We start from the raw sequence: 20,810 nt of genomic DNA, 5'->3' as shown, positions 1-20,810 counted from the left end.
TACTATTCTACTGACAACGTCAATCTGAGGTTGTAACAGACGACGAACCAAGAGCCTTACAGGTGTTGGCGAGCGGACATGCCCCGACAATCAGGTTGAATGAAATCACCGTCGCCACAGTATCAGTGGAGTAGATAATTATTACATTTCAATGCATTAAATACCTGACAAGCAAAATGCCTCAATCAATTTTTCAGCTTCCCACTCCTTAATATCTGATACCTGCCCGTCTCCAATCTCTACCAGGCGCAATTCTCCCTGGGTATTTTCTACAATATCTATTGAATAAAACGGAGTCTCCACGCAGCGTGCAATCTCATAAACAAATTCAGGTATTTGATCGTCGGATGAAAACACTCTCCCGTTAAGCGAAAAATAGCGACGCTCAGTGTTATTAACAAATTCCTCAACGCGCCTCAGGCTAACCCCTCCTTCTACACTCCCTCGAAAATGCGCAATAAGATTGAGAATTTCTGCGACTTCCTGAGCATCCTTAGCCACAGAGCCCCGGGACGTCGTCAAGGATTTCACGTAGTCCTTAACAAAATAAGCGGGCCATTGAAGCTGGCTGACGAGACGCCCAAAATCAGCATCAGCTGTGGTTATAATAGTTTCCGGTGTATAGGCCTTACAGCGGTCATACCAACCCGTTATATAGTGATTACTGATATATTCTTCAGGGGACTCAAGCATCTTCCCTCCCCGTGCAGCCACAGCACCGTACAACTGACGATATTCATCGGCGTTCAGCATCCATCCTCGCCAGACCACGGGACTACCAGACTCAAAGGGAGCCGAAAACTGATATTTACCCATCGCTGCCGCTTCTGAGGCAAATAACAGGCAATGTATCCCACGTTGCCGGGCACAAAGATACTCCAGTTCAAAAGTTTCATCCGGTTTGCACAAATTCGAATAATCATCAGGATAGATAATTTGCATGTATGGGCCCCATAGGAATAATAAATCCAGTCAGTCTGAATCACGCTGATTTTATGGAATAAAATGGTGGTGACGCCAATGAGTAGAACATAAATTTTTCGACGAAGGCACCAGCAAATTTTCATACGGTGACATAAAGCGTGATAGTCCGAGTGTTTTACGATCCAGACACCTGGTTTGGGGTCAGAGCCTCACCTTGTAAGGCTCAAAATGCAGAGTAGGTACTTTCCCGGTAACAAAATAATCTTTCAGCGCCCAGAAAGGGCCAAAGGACAAGCCATCCCTGGCGTTGATATCAATGAAAAGGCGAAAGTAGCGATTGGCAGTGTCAGTAAAGGGCTCGAAGATAAAGGCCTGTACAACAGCAGAACCTCCATCAGCGATTGACTTCTGCACGCCAGGCTCCTGCCCCTGTAGAACAGGTCAGCGCAAATACGTAACGTGTATCCCGCCTGCTATCTGCGCTGCTGTTTCCGTCGCCGCAATGCTCAAATCTGGTAATCGATCACCGTTTCCAGCTGTGAAGAGAACACCTTGTCTTTGATTTCCGTCAGTGACAGCGTCGGGTTACACAGCTGGATAAACTGCCAGGCATAGTTACGTTGTAACTGACTGCGTTTCAAACCTAACCACACGGTATTGGGCTCGAACAGGTGCTCGGCGTTAAGGCTGACCAGCCCACGATCGCGCTCTTTCTCATATGACATGTCCGCCAGTACGCCGACCCCCAACCCCAGCTCGACATAGGTTTTTATTACGTCGGAATCCTGAGCACTTAAGGCAATGTCCGGCGTCAGCCCGGCGGCTTTGAACGCGCTATCCAGCCGCGAGCGACCGGTAATGCCCTGGCGATAGGTTATCAACGGTAAGGTACTGAGCATTTCCAGCGTCACCTGCGGTTGCCGGGTCAGTTCGTGCCCTTCCGGTACCAGGATGGTGTGATGCCAGCGGTAGTAAGGGAACGCCGCAAGAGATTCATCGCTCATCAGCCGTTCACTGGCAATGCCGATATCGGCTTCGCCCGAGGCCAACATCGCGACGATTTCTTCCGGACTGCCCTGATTCAGCACCACCCTTACCCGCGGGTACAGCGCACGAAACTCCTTAATCACTCCCGGCAGGCTGTAACGCGCCTGCGTATGGGTGGTCGCAATATGCAGTTGGCCGGTGTCGTTGCTGCTGAACACATCCGCCAGTCGGCGGATATTATTGGCATCATTCAGGATGCGTTCCGCCACCACCAGCAGCTCTTTACCCGGTTCGGTCATGCCCAATAAACGCTTGCCGCGGCGGATAAATATCTCAATGCCCAGTTCTTCTTCCAGTTCCCGAATATGACGACTGACCCCAGACTGCGAGGTAAATAAAGTATTGGCCACCTCGGTCAGGTTGTAGTTGCAACGCGCCGATTCCCGAATAATTTTTAATTGTTGAAAGTTCATCCACTCCCCCTGACGAGCAATATTGTTAACACCAGTGATACGGAGTCTGGCGGGAGGGGACAAATAAGAAATAACCTTTAGTTATGCATTTTCATGCTAAGTGAATTTTTCACCATTGCAAATTAGCTGTTTTTTAATCTTAAATTATCGAATGGCTTTAAAATTAACAACATAAATATCCACTTTAAAAGTGTGGATTAAATGCTTATGCAAAATAAAGTTATTAAATATAGGCATTAGATATATAAACAAAAAAGGCTCAGCAAGCTGAGCCTATCGAAAGCGTCATATGAGCGGGATCAGGCAGTTGCCTCTCCGCCGATAGGGCCGCAGGTATTTTGCTGCAGCCATTGCTGCACGTAGCTGACCAAATCGCCAATGCAGTCATCCTGCATACCGTGGTTTTTCAGCTCGTTATCCAGCGAAAACAGGTACTGGGCGTTAGTTCCCAGCGGCCCGCTGGCGCTGGCGATCAGGGGGGCTATCACCTGATGGCTGGTATCTTCTTCAAACAGCGGGTGCTGCGGGTTCATGACAAACACCAGCGCGGTCACCACTTCACCGTCTGCCAAGGTGAGATCGCACCAGGTCGGCAAATAACAGCCGGTGACCATTTCGCGTTTCCACAGCAGTTCCAGCTCTTCGCGCAGCTTGGCTTCCGGCAGGCGAAACGCCAGGCCGGTGGTATGGCCGCCCTCTTTTAACGCCAGCATCCGCCCCGGCTGGTGCAGGGTGCCGCGCCCGGCGGTAAGCCGCAAACAGAAGGCGCGGTGCCAGCCTTGCAGCGTGGCCGGCCGCACCTCTTCGGATTCAAACACCGGGTTCCACATCAGTGAACCGTAGCCGAAGACCCACACCGGGCTGTTATCCGGCCGACGGGATAAAGTACAATCCAACGAGGCCGCCCGCTGTTCTGATGTCAGTAACAGCGACTCCTCAATGGTGCCGAATGCAGTTTTGCAATCCGCATTTTGCAGAAAATCTCGCGTTAACACCTTAACAACCTCCCGGGAATAGGATTGCCCATACTCCCTCGCCACTGTTCAATCTTATTTATTAAGTGCGGAATTATATTAATACAATAATCTTCCCGCGATAATAATGACCTTATTCTTTTCTCAGTGAGCAATCAAGTTTCAAAAGAGCTTTAAAGTGAAAAAGTATTTGTACTCAGCAGCAATAATATTAATTGCCCGCGTAATAGGTTCGGATTTCATGATTTACCGACGCACAAAGGCGCCGGGGAGCGCCTTACTTTTTGTGCCAGCGGTCGTCATCACCTTTGCGGTAGCTTTGCTTCACCGCCGCCCAGGCTACCTTGTGGGCGGTTTCCTCTCGGCTATCGTCGCCGCGCCGGTCATCCGGATCGCTATATTGATCCCAGGCGCTGTTAAAAGCTTCCTTATAGATCTCTTGCGCATGGGCCGGCAACACGTGTTTGACGTTGTCCGGCAAGGCATTTGTGCTGTTGTAGGGCATCATTTCCTCCCGCAGATATTCAGTGAACCTTAAGCTTAGATGACACCTCCGCCCGCCTCAATTAGCAAACAATTCTCATTATCACATGGCATGTTATACTCCTCGCCAAACGAACATAAGGAGAACCCCGTGACTACCGAAGCCCCACGCTCACGCGCACCCTACCTGATTGCTGTCAGCGCGATTCGCGATGTTACCCCGCACCTGCGCCGCATCACTTTCACCGCCCCGGACCTGCGTTATTACCCGGCAAACGCCGCCGCCGCGCACATCAAGGTTTTCCTGCCGCTCGAAGGCCAGACGCAGCCGGACCTGCCGACGCTGACCGAAAACGGCCCTCGCTGGGCGGCCGATGCGGTTCGTCCGATTGTCCGCACCTATTCGATTCGCGCAGTACGCCCGGAGCTGGCGGAAGTCGACATTGAATTCGCCATTCACGATCACAGCGGCCCGGCGGTTAACTTTGCGCGATCGGCCAAAGCAGGCGATAAAATCGGCATCAGTAACCCGGGCGGTCCTAAACCTATGCTGCCAGAGGCCGATTTCTACTGTCTGGCCGGCGATCCTTCCTCCTTGCCCGCGCTGGCGGCCTTGCTGGAAGGGTTACCGGCACGTAGCGAAGGCCACGCCTTTATCCGCGTCGACACTGCGGCTGACGTTATCGATCTGAAAAAACCGGCAGGCTTCGAACTGAGCTGGATTATCGGCGGCACCGAAAAAACCGCCGAGTTGGTGACGCAATTTTGCTCATTGCCGCTACCTGAGACAAAAATCCAGTATTGGCTGGCCGGGGAAGATCGTTTGGTGGTAGACCTGCGCCGTTACCTGCGCCGCGAGCGCCAATGTGACCGTAATCAGCTTTATGCCGTACCTTACTGGCGTGAGGGGTTAAACGAAGAGGGTTATCATAATAAACGGCATGAAATCATGGACAATATTGACGATTGACTGTGATTTTCCCCTTTATTAATCAAGCAGCGAAGCTACAAACTGCAATTTATGTGCCGTTAATGAAGAAAACTCATCTCACTACGTAAAAGTAAGTAAATAAAACCGCATCCAATGCGGTTTTTTTGTTAACCTAGTCACAGAAAGCAAGCTTTTGCTTTTACAAGTAAAACAACATCACATCATTCCCCGGCACAAGCCTGCGGGTGTATCCTATTATTATTAAATATAAATACATTCTGGATGCGCATAATTGCCCTTAACGGCAGTCAGCGATGACGGGACCACGCTGTTTGAGAAGGAGTACCATCGAAATGAAGTCGCAAAACGATCCTGGCCGATCCAAATCCCGCCACACTGAGTACTCGCTGCTTTTCCCCATCGCCGCCTTGGTGGTGTTGAACCTGTGGGGCAGTACCAGCAATTTCCCGCTGATCGTCGGCATTAACATCATTGCCCTGGTCGGTATTCTCAGCAGCGCGTTCAGCGTTGTGCGCCACGCCGACGTGCTGGCTCACCGTCTGGGTGAACCCTATGGCTCGCTGATCCTCAGCCTGTCGGTGGTTATTCTGGAAGTGAGCCTGATTTCTGCGCTGATGGCCACCGGCGACGCCGCACCGGCACTGATGCGCGATACGCTTTACTCCATCATTATGATTGTCAGCGCCGGTCTGGTGGGCTTTGCTTTATTGCTGGGCGGTCGCAAATTCGCCACCCAATACGTCAATCTGGGCGGTATTAAACAGTATCTGATGGCGATTTTCCCGCTGGCGGTGATCGTACTGGTGTTCCCCAGTGCGCTGCCGGGCGGCAACTTCAGCACTGGGCAGGCGCTGCTGGTCGCGGTGATTTCCGCCGCCATGTACGGCGTGTTCCTGGTGATCCAGACCAAAACCCACCAGAGCCTGTTTGTCTACGAGCACGAAGATGACGACGGTGACCCGCACCACGGCAAACCTTCTTCGCACAGCAGTGCCTGGCATGCCGGCTGGCTGGTGGTGCATTTGATTGCGGTGATCGCCGTGACCAAGTTCAACGCCAACCCGTTGGAAGGTTTGCTGACCAAGGTGAATGCTCCTGCGCAGTTTACCGGCTTCCTGGTCGCGCTGTTGATCCTGTCGCCAGAAGGCCTGGGGGCACTGCGTGCGGTGTTGAACAATCAGGTTCAACGTGCGATGAACCTGTTCTTCGGCTCGGTACTGGCGACCATTTCACTGACGGTACCGGCGGTAACCATCATCGCCACCCTGACCGGGCAAACGCTGATCTTCGGCCTGCAGACGCCGCATATCGTCGTGATGCTGACCGTGTTGCTGCTGTGCCAGCTGTCATTCTCGACCGGCAGAACCAACGTGCTGAACGGCACCGCGCACCTGGCGCTGTTTGCCGCCTATATGATGACCATTTTTGCCTGATTGCCGGAGGGCGCTTTCGTAGCGCCCTCCCTTTTTAAATCGCGAAAAAAATACCCGCCGCGATACCGCCAAACAAAATCCATTTAATGATGTAATACCCGGTTCGGTTCCACGCCTTCAGCCGTTTCCCCACCTTGCGTACCGCATAGATATACTTGAACAACTTGTTGACGCCACCGGTACGATCGCCCTCTTCATTGGGTGCGGTAGCCGCGCTCATCAGGTTGCGCCCCAGCCAGTGGTTAATGCCCTGTGCCCAGCGGAAACGCATTGGTCGCTCAATATCGCAAAACAGAATCAACCGGTTCTGCCCACTCTGGTTTTCGGCGTAATGCAGGTAGGTTTCGTCGAACATCACCGCCTCCCCGTCGCGCCAGCTGTAGCGTTCGCCATCCACCTCGATAAAGCAACGGTCATCATTCGGTGTGATCAGCCCCAGATGGTAACGCAGTGAACCAGCGTAGGGATCGCGGTGGCGTGGCAGGCGGCTGCCATCCGGCAGTTCGGCAAACATCGCCGCCTTGACCGAAGGCAGGCTGCGCAACAGTGCGGTAGTCTGCGGGCACAGGCTCATCGCCGACGGGTGGTTGTCTTCATACCACTTCAAATAGAAGCGCTTCCAGCCGGTTTTGAAGAATGAATTGAAACCGGCATCATTATATTGGTCCGAAGCTTTAATCTGCTGGATAGCCATCAGTTGCCGACCTTCATCGCGGATGCTTTGCCAGTTATCCCGCAGCGCCTGCAATTCCGGGAATTGCTCCGGCTGCAGATAGGGCGTGGTCGGTACGCGTGAAAACAGGTACATGAAAACGTTCAGCGGAGCAGTAAATGTGGAATGATCGGAGAGCTGCCGCCAGAAGGTGTAACGAACCCGCCCACGGTAATGGACATACACAACGCATAAAATAAATAGAAGTAAAATAATATATTTCATGATTGAACCGCATTGAAGATCCCAATACCTTGCACGCCCATCCGGCGTGCACCCCAGATATTTCCTTTAGGCCAATAAGTTGTTGCGCCCGTCTGGAACACCCCTAAGCATTAACGCTAAACCAACAAAAATCTATACAAAAAACCACAATAGTTTACACAAAGGCTAAACGAGCCGGCGTTATGGGCGGGAACCGCTTGCCCTCTGTCGATTTGCTGGTTGGCGCCCAAACCGATGACTGCCCGCCCTCCGGGTTAGATAAAATAGCCTTTGATATAAAAATAAGCGGGTATTTCAGGCTTGGGTTATTAACGATATCCGTTATTCACTCCAGAATAATAAATGACTAATTTGATTTTGATCAGTGTGCAGCAATTCAACCATGATTAACTCAGGGAGCCTGATTAATCCCAAGGCAAGCCATTAAACAATAATAAAAACAAATAATACGTACGGAATACATCATGAAAAATATATCTGACATCAGAATGAATCGCCGAACCTTGTTAAAAGGGCTTGGCGTGATTGGGCTGGCCAGCATATCGCCCTGCGTATTTTCCATGGCAATGGACAAGGGCAAACCCCTGCCCCGGGTGCGTCTCAAACTCAGTGACTACCAGACGTTTCGTTCAACCTGCGCGATGGAGTGTTTACATTGTAATTTAACGGCTTATGTCTATCAGGGGGAGCTCAAAAAAATAGAAGCCAGCAAAGATTTTAACGTCAAATGCTGCCTGCGCGGCATCAGCCGGACCAAATGGGTCTATCACCAACAGCGGGTTAAAACGCCTTTGCTTCGGTTGGGGGAAAAAGGTGAAGGGAAATTCAAACCCATATCCTGGGATGAGGCGCTCGATCTGGTTGAACTTAATATCCGTAATACTCTTGCCAGTCACGGTAATAAAGGCCTGTTAATTTCAAGCCATGCCGGGAATATGGATTCCATTAAAAACGACATGGGGAAAGCCTTCTTTGATTACCTCGGCGGGGCGACAAAACGCTCCGGTTCCTTATGCTGTTCTGCGGTGACCGCCGCCATGATCCCGATGCTTGGCCTGCGCTACGCGGATATGCGCGACACCATTGCCGACAGCCGCTACATTCTGTGCTGGGGCAATAATCCGGCCGTGACCATGCAGGCCTATTTCAAAGAATATATTAAGGCGCAGGAAAGAGGCGCGCGGCTGGTGGTGATCGATCCCCGCTTTAACGAAACCGCCGCCAAAGCCGATGAGTGGATCCCTATCGTTCCCGGCACCGACACCGCGTTGGCACTGGGGATGATCAAAATCATCATCGAAGAACAGCGCTACGACGCTGACTTCCTGCGGCGACACACCGGGGCCGTTTATCTGGTGAACCCCCAACAAAAACAGCTCAGAGAAGACCCGCAGGACAAAGAAAGCTATCTGGTGTACGACACCCTAAGCCGCCGCCTGGTGCGCCATGACACACCCACCATCGTCCCGGCGCTCACCCAGGCCGAATTGCCTGCCGATGCGGCTTATACCACGGTATTTGAACTGATCCGTCAGGAGTCGGCTCCCTGGACCGTCGAGAAAGTGGCGGCGGAAACCGACATCCCGGCGGCCACCCTGTTCCGTTTGGCGCGTGAATATGCCAGCAATACACCTTCGATGATCGTACAGAACATGTCCGGCGCTCAGCGTACCGAATTCGGCACCTACGTGGCGGCCAGCCAGTTTTATCTGGCGCTGCTGACCGGCAATATGGGCAAAGCCGGTGGCGGAGTCTGCGACGCGGGCGGCGCCAAACAAATGATGAAGTTCAGTCCGCCGCTGCCTCCGGCACCCAACGTACAAAAAATTCCGCCGATACCGGTCGCCAAAACCGGCGAGTGGATTGTCAACGATCGCCCTCACCCGATTAACTTTTGGTGGATCATGACCATGGGCGCGCTGACCCAGTTACCCAACACCAATATGGTGAAGAAAGCTCTGAAGAAGGTGCCGTTTGTCGTCGTGGCCGATAACCTGATGAGTTCCACCACGCTGTATGCCGATCTGGTGTTGCCGGTCACCACCATCTTTGAAGATCTCAGCCTGATGGCCGGCGTTCGCAGCCACTATGTCCAACTGATGGAAAAGGCGGTAGAACCGGTGGCGGAGGCCAAACCGGATTACTGGATTTTTGCCCGGTTGGCGGAACGCTTCGGCTTCGGCGAGGTGTTTAACCAGCCGATCGAACACTATATAGAAAACTGTTTGGCCGGAACCGGCCTCACTATCGAACAGCTACGTAAAGGACCGATTAAACCCGCCCCCACGCCGTGGATCCCGTTCAAAGACGGTATTTTTCGCACTCCGACCAAAAAGGCCCACTTCTTTATCGAAGAGTGGCAGAAGAAGGATTTCCCGCCGATTGTGACCTATATGCAGGTGAAAGAGTCGCCGAAAGGTTCGCCGGAGTTGGCGAAAACATATCCATTAATGGCCGTTCAGCGCAAGCTGGCGCGCAGCATCCACTCCAGCCACGGCATGAATGAATGGATCCTCGAGGTGCAGCGCAATCAGCCCAATATCATGATCCATCCGGATGATGCCGCCAGCCGCCATATCAGGAACGGTGAATGGGCGATTGCTTTTAATCACCGTGGAGAACACCGGGCATTGGCGGTGGTAACGCGTCAAATCAAACGCGGCGTGGTATGCCTGGATAACGGCTGGTGGGAACAGCAAGGCGGCAGCGGCAGCAGCAGCCACGTCACCAACGACCATGCGGAAGTGCTGGGCAACGGTCATTGCTGTAACAGCACCCTGGTCGACGTCCGGGCGGAGGCATAATCATGGTCAGACAATATGGATTTTTAGTCGATATGCGCGGCTGTTATGGCTGCAAAACCTGCTCGATGGCCTGCAAATCTGAAAATGCCACCCCGACTGGCGTGCTGTGGCGGCGGGTCAGAGAATTTCACTTTGACGACCCGAACGCGATGGCGTTTATCTCGATGTCGTGCAACCACTGCGACGATCCGCAGTGCATGAAAGTCTGCCCGGCGGATACCTACAGCAAGCGACCTGACGGCATTGTCGTACAGGATCATGACAAATGTATTGGTTGCCGGATGTGCATTATGGCTTGCCCTTATAATGCGCCGGTATTTGATCCCGTCGAAGGAAAAACCAGTAAGTGCAATCTGTGCGCTGAACGCCTGGATGAAGGGCTGCTGCCCCGCTGCGTCGCGTCCTGCCCGGCCGGTGTGCTGCAGTTTGGCGATATTGACGAACTGCGCGCTCGCCATTCCGCTGATTTGGCGCGTATCGAGACCCGCTACTCACTGCCGGATCATCGAATCAGTCAGCCCAATATCGTCATTATTCCCGCCGGTGATAAGGAATAGCCCATGTCTGAATATGAACTTCCCTTGGTCTTTTTTACCGTGTTTTGTCAGTGGGCGGTCGGCACTATCGTAGCCATCACGGTATTGATTCTGGCGCAGCCGAGCTGGCTAAGCGACGAAAAGCGCTTTAATGTCCTGCGACAGCTGGCGTTAGGGATTGTGGCGATCAATATCCTCGGCTCCGTGCTGTCGCTGTTGCATCTGGGTTCACCCACCGGCGCCTATCGAGCGATTCTGGGGATCGGCCATTCCTGGCTCAGCCGGGAAGTCATCGCTTTCGCCTTGCTGAACGCGGTGGTCGTCATCTGGGCCGCCATGATGTTTCGCTTTAACTCAAACCCCAGGCTGATTCGCCAGGTTAGCCTGCTGGCATCGGGAGCTGGCGTGGCTGCAATCCTGGTTTCCGCACAGGTTTATTACCAGATGGCGAGTCACCCTCTTTGGCATTCGCCGCTCACCCACCTCGGTTTTATCGCCACGGCCCTGCTGCTGGGGTTTACCACCCTTGGGCTGCGGCTCAGCGTGTTCAATGCGGCTCAAAATGATCGCGAAAGGTGGCTCCCCGTCGCGTTGCCGACAGGCATTTTATGCGGCGTGGTATTGCTGTTAGTCGTGATCCTGGGCTACAGCGCCGGGTTCAACCAGCAAGGGAAAATGCTCGCCAGCGCCGTCACCGTTTTTGGCTCGGGTCTAATGGGATGGCTTATTTTTGGCGCGCTGATTACCGGCAGCGGATTGGCGGCCTATCTGTACCAACGGCCGGTTCTGAACGTTGGCGTGGCGGGCGCACTGATGCTGACGCTGCTCTCAGCCTGTATTGGTGGCCGAATGCTGTTTTACGCCGGCGTCATGAGCCAATACCCTTGGTTTTAATGTTGCGGCTGCGCTGATATTCAAGGCAAGAAAAAGGCCGCCGAGGCGGCCTCAGGTTGCTGACAAAGTCCTTTGCAGTTAAAAGTCCCGATCTGGGGACTAATAAAAACAAAGGATTATCTCTTCTGATTTACCCCAAACACCCGAAAACCACGCTTTTCGGGTGTTTGTCATCAGACTAAGGCCGCCGAGGCGGCCTTTTGTGAACGGGCAGGTGTTAACTGTAGGCGTTGAGCGTACGCTGGCACAAGGCGGAGCGGACGCAGTCTTGTTTATCAAAGCGGATGATGCCGATCATTTCATCCTCTTCGAAGCGCTCCATCGCATCGCTGAGGCCGGACTTCACGCCGCGCGGCAAGTCGCACTGGGTGATGTCACCATTGACGATGACCGTGACGTTCTCACCCAGACGGGTCAGGAACATCTTCATTTGGCTGGCGGTAACGTTCTGGGCTTCATCCAGAATAACCACCGCATTTTCGAAAGTACGCCCGCGCATATAAGCGAAAGGCGCGATCTCCACCTTGCCGATTTCCGGACGCAGGCAGTATTGCATAAAGGACGATCCTAAACGGCGCACCAGAATGTCATACACCGGACGGAAATAAGGGGCGAATTTCTCAGAGATATCCCCCGGCAAGAAACCGAGGTCTTCATCCGCCTGCAGAACCGGACGAGTAACGATAATCCGATCCACTTCTTTATGTATAAGGGCTTCTGCCGCTTTCGCAGCGCTGATAAATGTTTTGCCGCAGCCGGCTTCACCGGTGGCAAATATCAACTGCTTCTTGTCTATGGCTATTAAGTAATGACCCTGAGCTTCGGTTCGAGCCAGAATGGGGGAGCTATCGCGCTTGTCACGTGCCATGCCGATAGACTCAACACCACCCATTTGTACCAGCGAGGTTACGGATTCTTCTTCCAGCTGGCGATGACTACGAGCGTCACGGCGAATAACGCGTTTCGCTTCACGACGTGCTTTGATCACTGCTTTTTGTCTCATAGTGGCACCTTACAGTTTGTTTCACCTACCGCAACGGCCTGGCCGTGCGATTATGTTTCACATACAGATGCGGGTTTGGCTCCCTTTTGAGCCGACGATAGCCAATAGAAAAAGTGAATATCCGACGGGCATTTCGGCACGCCGATTTTTCACGGGACAACGCGATTGCATAATTAAATCGAGAGAGAAAAGTGACAGGAATTTGTGATAACGGGAGTGCGGTCTGGTCAGAAAAAGAGAGTCGGAGAGAGTGCCCTCGTTACAACGAGTCATCAGGGAAGAACTGTTATTTTTTCTTTCTAGCCCAACCAAGGACTTTACCATTAGCGATCCCCGCAGTGTTATTTACAGCTTCGAGCTGTGCACCTTGTGAAAACTACCGCCAGATGATTACAGTATAATGACATTCAAACCGCGCACGTTGCTAAAATGTAAAAAAATTTAATCTTTTTTGTTTTTAGGCGCCGCAAGAACACTATATCACGCCGATTACGTCATTCAATAAAATTTTTATCACGTTATATATCATGCTGTTACGATTAAAATACGCGGATGACATTTCGGTTTCCTGATTAAATTTTGCACAAACAAAAACCTGCACATCGCCCCAAATTTATAAATAAAAAAGGCGGGAAAGCTCCCGCCCTGCCGTTCTTTGATTGCGTCGGTAACGCTGTTTAGCGTTATTCGAAGGTATAAGAAACGCTTACCCCGCCGCCCCAGTTTCTTCCCGGAGCCGGTTCGTAGTAACGACCATTGCCTTCATTGACGATCACCGACCCCACGTATTGGCGGTCAAACAGGTTATCCACCCGACCGAAAACATTCAGCATCCAGTTCCCCATTGGATAACGATAGCCTGTATTTAAACCCACGGTGGTATAGGCCGGAGCCTGTTCAGTGTTGGCATCATTAACTTCGATATCGCTCATGTAACGTACCTCCGCACCGGCATACCACCCTTCAGGTGGGGACCAGGCCAATGAGGCATAGCCCATATTGCGCGCAATGCCTGGCATACGGTTGCCGCTTGGCACCTTATTGGCTTCTGAACACTGGCTGTCGCCGCACACATCATCGCGGTAACGCGCATCTAACAGTGTCCAGGCCAACTGCACTCGCCAATCGTAGGCGAATTGCTGATCCAGCGCCAATTCCAGCCCACGTCGGCGGGTCTGCCCGGCGTTTTTGTAGCTGGTGCGGCCGTTGCTGCTTTCATCCACCACAATTTCGTTACGCGTATCGGTCTGGAATACTGCGGCGGTCAGCAGGCCGTTGCCAATGCGGGTTTTACTGCCCAACTCAACAGTGTCACTGGTCGAAGGCTGTAAACCGAAGTTAAGCCCGGCCTGATCGCCGGAGCGGTACGACAGTTCGTTAATGGTCGGGGTTTCAAACCCGCGACCGGCGGACAGATACAGGTTCCAGCCGCTCATCACCGCATAGTTCAGCGAGCCTGCCGGCAACCATTTATGGTAGCTGGCGTTACCGCTGTCATCACCGTTGCTGCCGGTCACGTAGTGGTCGTTGGAGTCGAAATTGACCGTGCTGTAACGCATGCCGGCATCCAGCGTCAGTTTTTGCGTCAACTGCCACGAACTTTGCAGATAGGGATCCAGGTTCCACATCAGGTTGCGCTCATTGCGGCGCAGCGCCCCCTGGGTGCCCAACTCGGTTACGCCGTTAACCTGGGTAAAGTTTTCATAGCCTTTACGCTGCTCGGTCATAGTTTCATAGTCCAACCCGCCGGTCAGGGTATAGGGTACGCCCAGCTCACCGCGGTGCGTCCAGCGGGTATCAATCCCCTGATAATGGCGCGTCAGGTCAATCACCCCGCCAGGATGCTGGGCGCTACGCTGCTGCACCGCAACCGGGATCGACTGGTACTGGGTGGTTTCGCGCTCACCGGCGTACATCATGATGCTCAGGTCGTCATCGGCCCCCATCTGGCGCTCATAGTGCAACCCGGCCTGGGTCTGCGAAGTGCTTTTTCGGGTGTTGTACTGGTCGGCACGCGGCGCCTGGCGCGGATTATCGTGCCATTCCGCGTTCGTCAGGCCTCCCGGGTCATTGGCGTGAATATCGACGCTGTTGAACAACAGCGTCAGGGTGCTGACATCGTCGATGCGTACGCCCAGCTTGGCATTGCCGAGGTTTTTCTGCGCGCCGCTGTGATCGCGAAAGCCCTGCGTCGTGAACCGGGTACCGGAAATAGTGTAGTTAACGTCACCGGCGTGGGTGCCGTCGCCGGTTGCCCCGGTCGCCTTGACGCCATAACGCCAGGTGCCGTAACTGCCAAAGTACGAACTGGCTTCAAGGCGCGCAGGTTGCTGGCCGGTTTCGGTTTCCACATTCACCATGCCGCCAGAGGCATTGCCGTAGAGGGCGGAAAACGGCCCGCGCAGCACCTCCACCTTTTCAACCGAGTTAAGGTCAATGTTCGACGTCTGGCCCTGACCATCCGGCATGGTGGCAGGAATACCATCGACATAAATACGTACGCCGCGCACGCCATACATTGAACGTGCACCAAAGCCCCGCACCGAAAGCTGCAGATCCTGCGCGTAGTTCTGGCGGTTCTGAATTTGCAGGCCGGGCACGCTGCCCAGACTTTCCGACAGGTTGATCTGCGGCCTGGCCTCACGGATTTGATCGCCATTCACCACGCTGACGGCAGCCGGGGTGGACAGTTCGGATAGGCCGCTGCGTTTGGCCGTGACCACCATGGTCTGTTCGCTATCCTTGTCCTGCGCCAGGGCGCAGACAGGCAGTAAGGCAGGGATAACCAGAGCTGAAACCGCCAACCGGTTTTTATGAGTGCTTTTCATCAGGAGAATGCCGTTAAAGGGATCGGAAAATATGAACCATTTGGAACGTTATGGCCGATATGTTAATGCTTTTAACAAAAAATGAAAATAGTTAGCCTAATTAAAGACGGAGCTCTCGATTTCGCAAGCCCAGGGTTGATTTTAATTAACGGCTGTTGATTAAAAAATAAGGCGGGGAACCCCCGCCTGGTGAAGTGAGGCTCAGGCTTTCAGCAAGCCGCTGCCCAGATAGTCGTTGCTGTCTTTGACCCCTGGCAGCGCAAAGAAATAACCGCCGCCGATAGGTTTGACGTACTCTTCCAGCGCCTCGCCGTTCAGACGTTTTTGCACCGTCAGGAAACCTTTCTCCAAATCGGCCTGGTAGCAGACGAACAGCAGCCCCATTTCCAACTGGCCGGAGTTGGACACGCCGATCGAATAGCTATAACCCCGGCGCAGCAGCAAATTACTCTGAGTTTGCGGGGTGCGCGGGTTTGCCAGGCGGATATGCGCATCCATCGGGATCATCTTCCCTTCGGGATCCTTCTCATAGTCCGGCTCGTCGTGTTCATGCTTCATACCCAGCGGCGCACCGCTGTGCTTTTCGCGGCCGAAGATGGTTTGCTGCTCCTGCAGCGGAGTGCGATCCCAGAACTCCACGTGGAAGCGGATAATACGCGCGGCCTGATAGCTACCGCCCACCGCCCATGCCGGTTCCCCGGCGTTATCGGCCACCCACACCACCTGATCCATCAGCGGTTTATCGTCGGTTTTCGGGTTGGCGGTGCCGTCTTTAAAGCCCAGCAGGTTGATTGGCGTTTCTTTGCCCTTGCTACGTGCGGCGTGGGCGGAAATAAACCCTTCCCGCTTCCAGCGCACGCTGAGCAGATCCGGCGAATGCTTGATGATGTCACGCAGCGCGTGGATCACGGTTTCATTGGTATTGGCGCAAATCTGCAACACCAAATCACCGTGGCACAGGCTGGCGTCCAGCGAGTCGTTGGGAAAACGCGTCATTTTTTGCAGCCGCAGCGGCTTGTGGGCCTGCAGACCGAAACGCTCGTCAAACAGCGAGGTTCCAACCGACACGGTGATGGTCAGGTTATCCGGGTAGATCTCCGGCCCCATGATGCCCGAATCAAGCGGTGGCAGCTTGGGATCCACTTCCGGCGCTTTGCCGCCGGTGGTCAAAAACGCAATGCGGTTGGTCAACAGCCGAAACAGCCGCTCCAAATCCTGCTTGTTGCTGGCCAGCACGTCAAAGGCCACCAGCATCATCGCCGCTTGCTGCGGCGTGAGGATCCCGGCCTGGTGCGCGCCGTAGAACGGTTGCTTCTGCCAGCGTTCATCCTTGGCGACCGCCAGCGGTTCCGCCGTTTTATCTGCCGCCTGGGTCAGACGACTGCCGCCCAGCGCCAGTACGCCCAGCCCCAATCCCTGCAATAAACGACGGCGCGACGGTGACGCCGCGCCCTGCGTTTGTGGATGCGGCCCGTTTTCCGGGCCGATCTTGTTACTCATGATACTTTGCCTCAGTCCAGACCCAGAACGCCACGCAGCTGTGACAAATCTTCCGCCAGAGTGGTGATTGGCCCTTTCATGGCGTTGCGATCGGCATCGGTCAGCTTCTCGTAAGACTCATAGCCATCTTTGGTTTTGTATTTCGCCAGAATGGTATCGACGGTTTTAAAGTTGGCGTCGATCTTGTCCAGCAACGGCTTGTTGGCCTTGACCAACAGCGGGCGCAGCAGGTTAACGATTTTTTGCGCGCCGTCTACGTTGGCCTGGAAGTCCCACAGGTCGGTGCGGCTGTAACGGTCTTCTTCACCGCTGATTTTGCTCGCCGCCACTTCTTCGATCAGGCCCGCAGCGCCGCCCACCACCTTACTTGGCGGGAAGGTCAGGTCGGTCACGCGTTTTTGCAGCTCAAGGGTGTCCTTGTACAGCCGATCGGCGTATTGGTTCATGTCTTTGGTGGTGTTGTCGGCAAACAGCGCTTTCTCCAGCCGGTGGAAACCGGTGAACTTCGGATCTTCCGCTTTTTTCTCGTAGTCATCTTCGCGGGCGTCGATACTGCCGTCCAAATCGGAGAACAGCTCGGCGATCGGCTCAATTCGCTCGTAATGCTGACGGGTCGGCGCATAGAGTTTACGCGCTTCTGCCACGTTGCCGGCCTTCACGGCATCGGTGAACAGCTTGGTCTGTTTGACCAGCCCTTCCACTTCTTTGGTGACGTAGACTTTGTATTCAGCAATCGGCCCAACCAAATCCATGGCGTTCGGTTTACCGTCGGTGGCAGCACCGGCCGCCGCGGTCACGGTCAGCTTGCCTTTCGGATTGCTGAGCAGCCCACAGGTCATGTCGTATTCGCCCGCTTCCAGATTGGCGGTCATCTTCTGGGTGAAGCCCGGTGCGATATTCTCGCGCTCTTCCACCACCATCACCCCTTTCAGAATTTCCCACTCCACGTTTTTCTGGCTGGTGTTGTGCACCACAAACTGGGTTTTACCGGCCGGCACCGTCAGTTGCATCGGCTCACACTGTTTGTCGTTAACGGTAATCTTTACCTGCGGCACGTCCGCCGCCAGGGCATCAATGCTCAGCGCGAACGCCGGGATAGCCAGTAATGCTGCGTGCAAAGCCTTGCGGCGGAATAACGGAGTAGACATACAAGATTCCCTATTAAATTAATGATTGATTTTACGTTGCGTCGAAACCGCGACCGGTTCCACACGCTGCGGCAGGAAAAAGAAAATCAGTGCTGGGATCAAATACAAGAAGTAGACCGCCACTTCGCTTACCGTTGGCGTTTCCTGGTAGCCGAAGATGCCTTCGAGCAGGGTACCAAACAGGGAGTGGGTCGACAGATGGTTACTCAGATCAAACGCGATGTCCTGGAAGTGGTTCCACAACCCGGCTTCGTGGAAGGCGCGGATCGCCCCGGCGGCCAGGCCGGCGGCAACGAACAGGATAAACAGGCTGGTCCATTTGAAGAATTTGGCCAGGTGCAGCTTCACGCCGCCCCAGTAAATCATCATGCCCAGTACAATGGCGGCCACCAGACCAAGCACCGCACCTATCGGGGCTTCAATCCCCACGTCTTGCTGGAAAGCCGCCAGCAGGAAGAACACCGACTCCAGCCCTTCGCGCGCCACGGCAAAAAACACCATCGCTACCAGCGCCCAGCCCTGACCTTTGCCGGAGTTGAGCGCATTGTCGATGGCGCCTTCCAGATGCACCTTGACCGATTTGGAGACCTTACGCATCCAGAACACCATATAGGTCAGGATCAATACCGCTACCACCGCGACAATGCCCTCGAACAGTTCTTGCTGCTTTTGCGGGAATTCGCCGGTGGTTTCATTGATGAAGATGCCGAGCGCCAGGCACAGAGCGGCGGCAACAATCACCCCTATCCATACCACGCCTAACCATTGACCCCGCTGCGTGCGTTTCAGGTAGCTGGCAATCAGGCTGACGATCAACGCCGCCTCCAGCCCCTCACGGAACATGATAAGGAAGGGAACAAACATAAGTAATAACCCCTAAAAAGGCATCTGCTGCGAAGCGCCAGCACGTCAGAAATGACGGCAGCGCCAATGTAAAGAAAAGTAAAACACAACGATAGTGATTATCATTCTGGCTGAAAGAAATACAAGAGCGCCAAGGGTGATTTTTTCTAATCAAATGTCGCCAGTTGTTTCCGCAAGATGACGAAAAACCTGGGAGGATGAAATAAAAAAGGCGCCTTAAGCGCCTTTTTGACTCGCGATGCGAGAGATTAAACGGTTTTGAATTCGGCTTCCGCCTGATCGAAACGCTCGGTAATGGTGGCGGAAGGAGAACGCCCCATCAGGCTCACCACCACAATGGCGATACAGCCGAACAGGAAGCCCGGGATGATTTCATACAGATCCAGCCAGGCGAAGTGTTTCCAGACGATCACCGTTACTGCGCCAACCAGCATGCCGGCCAGGGCGCCGTTACGCGTCATGCGTGACCACATGACCGAGATCAGCACCACCGGACCGAAGGCAGCGCCGAAGCCGGCCCAGGCGTAGCTCACCAGACCCAGCACGCGGTTTTCCGGGTTTGCCGCCAGCGCGATAGCCACTAACGCCACCACCAGCACCATGATGCGCCCTACCCATACCAGCTCACGCTGGCTGGCGCCCTTACGCAGGAAGGCTTTGTACAGATCTTCGGTAATCGCACTTGAACACACCAACAGCTGGCAGCTCAGGGTACTCATTACCGCCGCCAAAATTGCCGACAGCAAAATGCCGGCGATCCACGGGTTGAACAGAATCATCGCCAGCTCGATAAACACGCGCTCGCCGTTTTGCGACACGTTGCCCGCCTGGTCCGGGTTATTGGCGAAGTAAGCAATACCGAAGAAGCCGACGGCAATGGTGCCCGCCAGACACAGGATCATCCAGGTCATGCTGATGCGACGTGCGCTGCGGATAGTGCGGTGAGAGTCGGCCGCCATAAAGCGCGCCAGAATGTGCGGCTGACCGAAGTAACCCAGCCCCCAGCCCAGCAGCGAGAGAATAGCCACAAAGTTCAGGCCTTTCAGCATGTCGATATTGGCCGGGTTTTTCGCTTCGATAACCAGCATCGAAGTATCGATGCCGCCAACGGCAAAGATAACAATCACCGGCGTCAGGATCAGCGCGAAAATCATCAGGCTGGCCTGGACGGTGTCGGTCCAGCTCACCGCCAGGAATCCGCCGATAAAGGTATAAAGGATAGTGGCCGCAGCGCCGGCCCACAGCGCCGTTTCGTAGCTCATACCAAAGGTGCTTTCGAACAGACGCGCACCGGCGACGATGCCGGAAGCACAATAGATAGTGAAGAACACCAGAATGACAATGGCGGAGATCACCCGCAGCAGCTTACTGTTGTCTTCAAAACGGCTGGTGAAATAATCCGGTAACGTCAGGGCGTTATTGTTGGCTTCGGTATGAACACGCAGCCGCCCTGCCACCAGCTTCCAGTTAAGGTAAGCGCCGATGGTCAGGCCTATCGCAATCCAGCTTTCGGAAATGCCGGACAGGAAGATGGCGCCCGGCAGGCCCATCAGCAACCAGCCGCTCATATCCGATGCGCCGGCAGAGAGCGCGGTCACCACGCTGCCCAGGCTACGACCGCCCAGAATGTAGTCGTCAAAGTTATTGGTTGCCCGGTAGGCAAGTAGGCCGATTAACACCATCCCGAAGATATACACCAGGAAGGTGACCAGCATTGGTGTGCTCATTGTCATGAAATTCTCCACTCTCATTATTATTTCGCGCTGTATTGCGATAGTTACTGCTTGCCAATCCGCCGGAACGTGGCGAAAAGCGGACACTCCCGCGAGTGAAAATAGTTTCCCCCCGCAATTGTCTGACCGTCGGCTATCCTAGTTGACCTGTTGATTATCCAACAAGACATTTAACAACAAAGTTACACAAAGTTTACCCTGCGTCACATTTAACCACCTGCAAGGTTACACCCCGCATTCAAAAACAGAGTTGCACCTCATACTAATTCAACGTTACCCCTGATATTGCTGGGGTTAACGCGTGCAGACGACCGACCCTCGACGCACCACCCCACTG

At 53.9% G+C, this 20,810-nt stretch carries 17 protein-coding genes; 5 read left to right on the top strand and 12 right to left on the bottom strand.

The genetic code is table 11. The features are described from left to right. Positions 1-156: 156 nt before the first annotated feature. The 5 genes from AC1RKG_RS10020 to chaB all read right to left on the bottom strand — a co-directional run bounded on the left by AC1RKG_RS10020 (position 157) and on the right by chaB (position 3,863). Complete coding sequence (locus tag AC1RKG_RS10020) at positions 157-942, bottom strand: ATP-grasp domain-containing protein (RefSeq protein ID WP_493182896.1); 786 nt, start codon at positions 940-942, stop codon at positions 157-159. Between the two features lie 183 nt (positions 943-1,125). Further along, the gene (locus AC1RKG_RS10015) at positions 1,126-1,338 is read right to left on the bottom strand and encodes a hypothetical protein (RefSeq protein WP_122079684.1); all 213 of its coding nucleotides are present in this window, start codon (positions 1,336-1,338) and stop codon (positions 1,126-1,128) included. Between the two features lie 92 nt (positions 1,339-1,430). Then, on the bottom strand, positions 1,431-2,384 hold the full coding sequence (cbl, locus tag AC1RKG_RS10010; protein ID WP_122079685.1) for an HTH-type transcriptional regulator Cbl: 954 nt from the start codon (positions 2,382-2,384) through the stop codon (positions 1,431-1,433). A 299-nt stretch (positions 2,385-2,683) separates the two neighbouring features. After that, positions 2,684-3,379: a gamma-glutamylcyclotransferase gene (locus tag AC1RKG_RS10005; protein ID WP_128864758.1), complete on the bottom strand. Its 696-nt coding sequence runs from the start codon at positions 3,377-3,379 to the stop codon at positions 2,684-2,686. Positions 3,380-3,635: 256 nt separating this feature from the next. Continuing rightward, a complete protein-coding gene (chaB, locus tag AC1RKG_RS10000) occupies positions 3,636-3,863 on the bottom strand; it encodes a putative cation transport regulator ChaB (protein WP_115060997.1) in 228 nt (75 codons plus the stop codon). A 129-nt stretch (positions 3,864-3,992) separates the two neighbouring features. Between chaB and AC1RKG_RS09995 the strand changes: the two genes are divergently transcribed. Beyond that, positions 3,993-4,811, top strand: coding sequence for a siderophore-interacting protein (locus AC1RKG_RS09995; protein ID WP_020827471.1), 819 nt, complete (start codon positions 3,993-3,995; stop codon positions 4,809-4,811). Positions 4,812-5,125: 314 nt separating this feature from the next. Then, positions 5,126-6,226 carry a sodium-potassium/proton antiporter ChaA gene (gene chaA / locus AC1RKG_RS09990; RefSeq protein WP_020827472.1) on the top strand — a complete coding sequence of 367 codons (1,101 nt, stop codon included), beginning with the start codon at positions 5,126-5,128 and terminating at the stop codon, positions 6,224-6,226. A 34-nt stretch (positions 6,227-6,260) separates the two neighbouring features. Here the strand turns inward: chaA and lpxO are convergent, their stop codons facing one another. Next, positions 6,261-7,163, bottom strand: coding sequence for a lipid A hydroxylase LpxO (gene lpxO, locus AC1RKG_RS09985; RefSeq protein WP_020827473.1), 903 nt, complete (start codon positions 7,161-7,163; stop codon positions 6,261-6,263). Positions 7,164-7,627: 464 nt separating this feature from the next. Between lpxO and AC1RKG_RS09980 the strand changes: the two genes are divergently transcribed. The 3 genes from AC1RKG_RS09980 to AC1RKG_RS09970 are packed head-to-tail and all read left to right on the top strand — an operon-like array spanning position 7,628 to position 11,397. Further along, positions 7,628-9,967: a molybdopterin-containing oxidoreductase family protein gene (locus AC1RKG_RS09980; RefSeq protein WP_493182894.1), complete on the top strand. Its 2,340-nt coding sequence runs from the start codon at positions 7,628-7,630 to the stop codon at positions 9,965-9,967. A gap of 2 nt (positions 9,968-9,969) precedes the next feature. Beyond that, positions 9,970-10,524, top strand: a complete 555-nt coding sequence (locus AC1RKG_RS09975) for a 4Fe-4S dicluster domain-containing protein (protein ID WP_493182893.1) — start codon at positions 9,970-9,972, stop codon at positions 10,522-10,524. Positions 10,525-10,527: 3 nt separating this feature from the next. Continuing rightward, entirely contained in the window at positions 10,528-11,397 is an 870-nt protein-coding gene (locus AC1RKG_RS09970) for a dimethyl sulfoxide reductase anchor subunit family protein (RefSeq protein WP_493182891.1), read from the top strand. 217 nt (positions 11,398-11,614) lie between these two features. Here AC1RKG_RS09970 and phoH read toward each other — a convergent pair whose 3' ends face one another. From phoH to putP, 6 genes are all read right to left on the bottom strand, one after another. Further along, complete coding sequence (gene phoH, locus AC1RKG_RS09965) at positions 11,615-12,400, bottom strand: phosphate starvation-inducible protein PhoH (RefSeq protein ID WP_020827477.1); 786 nt, start codon at positions 12,398-12,400, stop codon at positions 11,615-11,617. 683 nt (positions 12,401-13,083) lie between these two features. Continuing rightward, positions 13,084-15,228 (bottom strand): TonB-dependent receptor PqqU, encoded by a 2,145-nt coding sequence (gene pqqU / locus AC1RKG_RS09960; RefSeq protein WP_142815049.1) that lies wholly within the window; start codon positions 15,226-15,228, stop codon positions 13,084-13,086. Between the two features lie 201 nt (positions 15,229-15,429). Further along, positions 15,430-16,728, bottom strand: a complete 1,299-nt coding sequence (efeB, locus tag AC1RKG_RS09955) for an iron uptake transporter deferrochelatase/peroxidase subunit (protein WP_122079690.1) — start codon at positions 16,726-16,728, stop codon at positions 15,430-15,432. A gap of 11 nt (positions 16,729-16,739) precedes the next feature. Then, entirely contained in the window at positions 16,740-17,876 is a 1,137-nt protein-coding gene (gene efeO / locus AC1RKG_RS09950) for an iron uptake system protein EfeO (RefSeq protein WP_048760242.1), read from the bottom strand. A gap of 18 nt (positions 17,877-17,894) precedes the next feature. Beyond that, positions 17,895-18,740 carry an iron uptake transporter permease EfeU gene (gene efeU / locus AC1RKG_RS09945; protein ID WP_020827481.1) on the bottom strand — a complete coding sequence of 282 codons (846 nt, stop codon included), beginning with the start codon at positions 18,738-18,740 and terminating at the stop codon, positions 17,895-17,897. A gap of 248 nt (positions 18,741-18,988) precedes the next feature. Further along, positions 18,989-20,473 carry a sodium/proline symporter PutP gene (gene putP / locus AC1RKG_RS09940; protein ID WP_046373267.1) on the bottom strand — a complete coding sequence of 495 codons (1,485 nt, stop codon included), beginning with the start codon at positions 20,471-20,473 and terminating at the stop codon, positions 18,989-18,991. Positions 20,474-20,810 lie beyond the last annotated feature (337 nt).

Source organism: Serratia sp. GW822-FHT06D09 (assembly GCF_058799515.1).
Note: the sequence above shows the minus strand (reverse complement) of the source record. Positions and strands in the feature narration are given on the sequence as shown.

Excerpts from the sequence above, each read along its gene's own strand:
- AC1RKG_RS10020 (WP_493182896.1), bottom strand. The coding sequence starts at position 942 with ATGCAAATTATCTATCCTGATGATTATTCGAATTTGTGCAAACCGGAT.
- cbl (WP_122079685.1), bottom strand. The coding sequence starts at position 2,384 with ATGAACTTTCAACAATTAAAAATTATTCGGGAATCGGCGCGTTGCAAC.
- chaB (WP_115060997.1), bottom strand. The coding sequence starts at position 3,863 with ATGCCCTACAACAGCACAAATGCCTTGCCGGACAACGTCAAACACGTG.
- chaA (WP_020827472.1), top strand. The coding sequence starts at position 5,126 with ATGAAGTCGCAAAACGATCCTGGCCGATCCAAATCCCGCCACACTGAG.
- lpxO (WP_020827473.1), bottom strand. The coding sequence starts at position 7,163 with ATGAAATATATTATTTTACTTCTATTTATTTTATGCGTTGTGTATGTC.
- AC1RKG_RS09980 (WP_493182894.1), top strand. The coding sequence starts at position 7,628 with ATGAAAAATATATCTGACATCAGAATGAATCGCCGAACCTTGTTAAAA.
- AC1RKG_RS09975 (WP_493182893.1), top strand. The coding sequence starts at position 9,970 with ATGGTCAGACAATATGGATTTTTAGTCGATATGCGCGGCTGTTATGGC.
- AC1RKG_RS09970 (WP_493182891.1), top strand. The coding sequence starts at position 10,528 with ATGTCTGAATATGAACTTCCCTTGGTCTTTTTTACCGTGTTTTGTCAG.
- phoH (WP_020827477.1), bottom strand. The coding sequence starts at position 12,400 with ATGAGACAAAAAGCAGTGATCAAAGCACGTCGTGAAGCGAAACGCGTT.
- pqqU (WP_142815049.1), bottom strand. The coding sequence starts at position 15,228 with ATGAAAAGCACTCATAAAAACCGGTTGGCGGTTTCAGCTCTGGTTATC.
- efeB (WP_122079690.1), bottom strand. The coding sequence starts at position 16,728 with ATGAGTAACAAGATCGGCCCGGAAAACGGGCCGCATCCACAAACGCAG.
- efeO (WP_048760242.1), bottom strand. The coding sequence starts at position 17,876 with ATGTCTACTCCGTTATTCCGCCGCAAGGCTTTGCACGCAGCATTACTG.
- efeU (WP_020827481.1), bottom strand. The coding sequence starts at position 18,740 with ATGTTTGTTCCCTTCCTTATCATGTTCCGTGAGGGGCTGGAGGCGGCG.
- putP (WP_046373267.1), bottom strand. The coding sequence starts at position 20,473 with ATGACAATGAGCACACCAATGCTGGTCACCTTCCTGGTGTATATCTTC.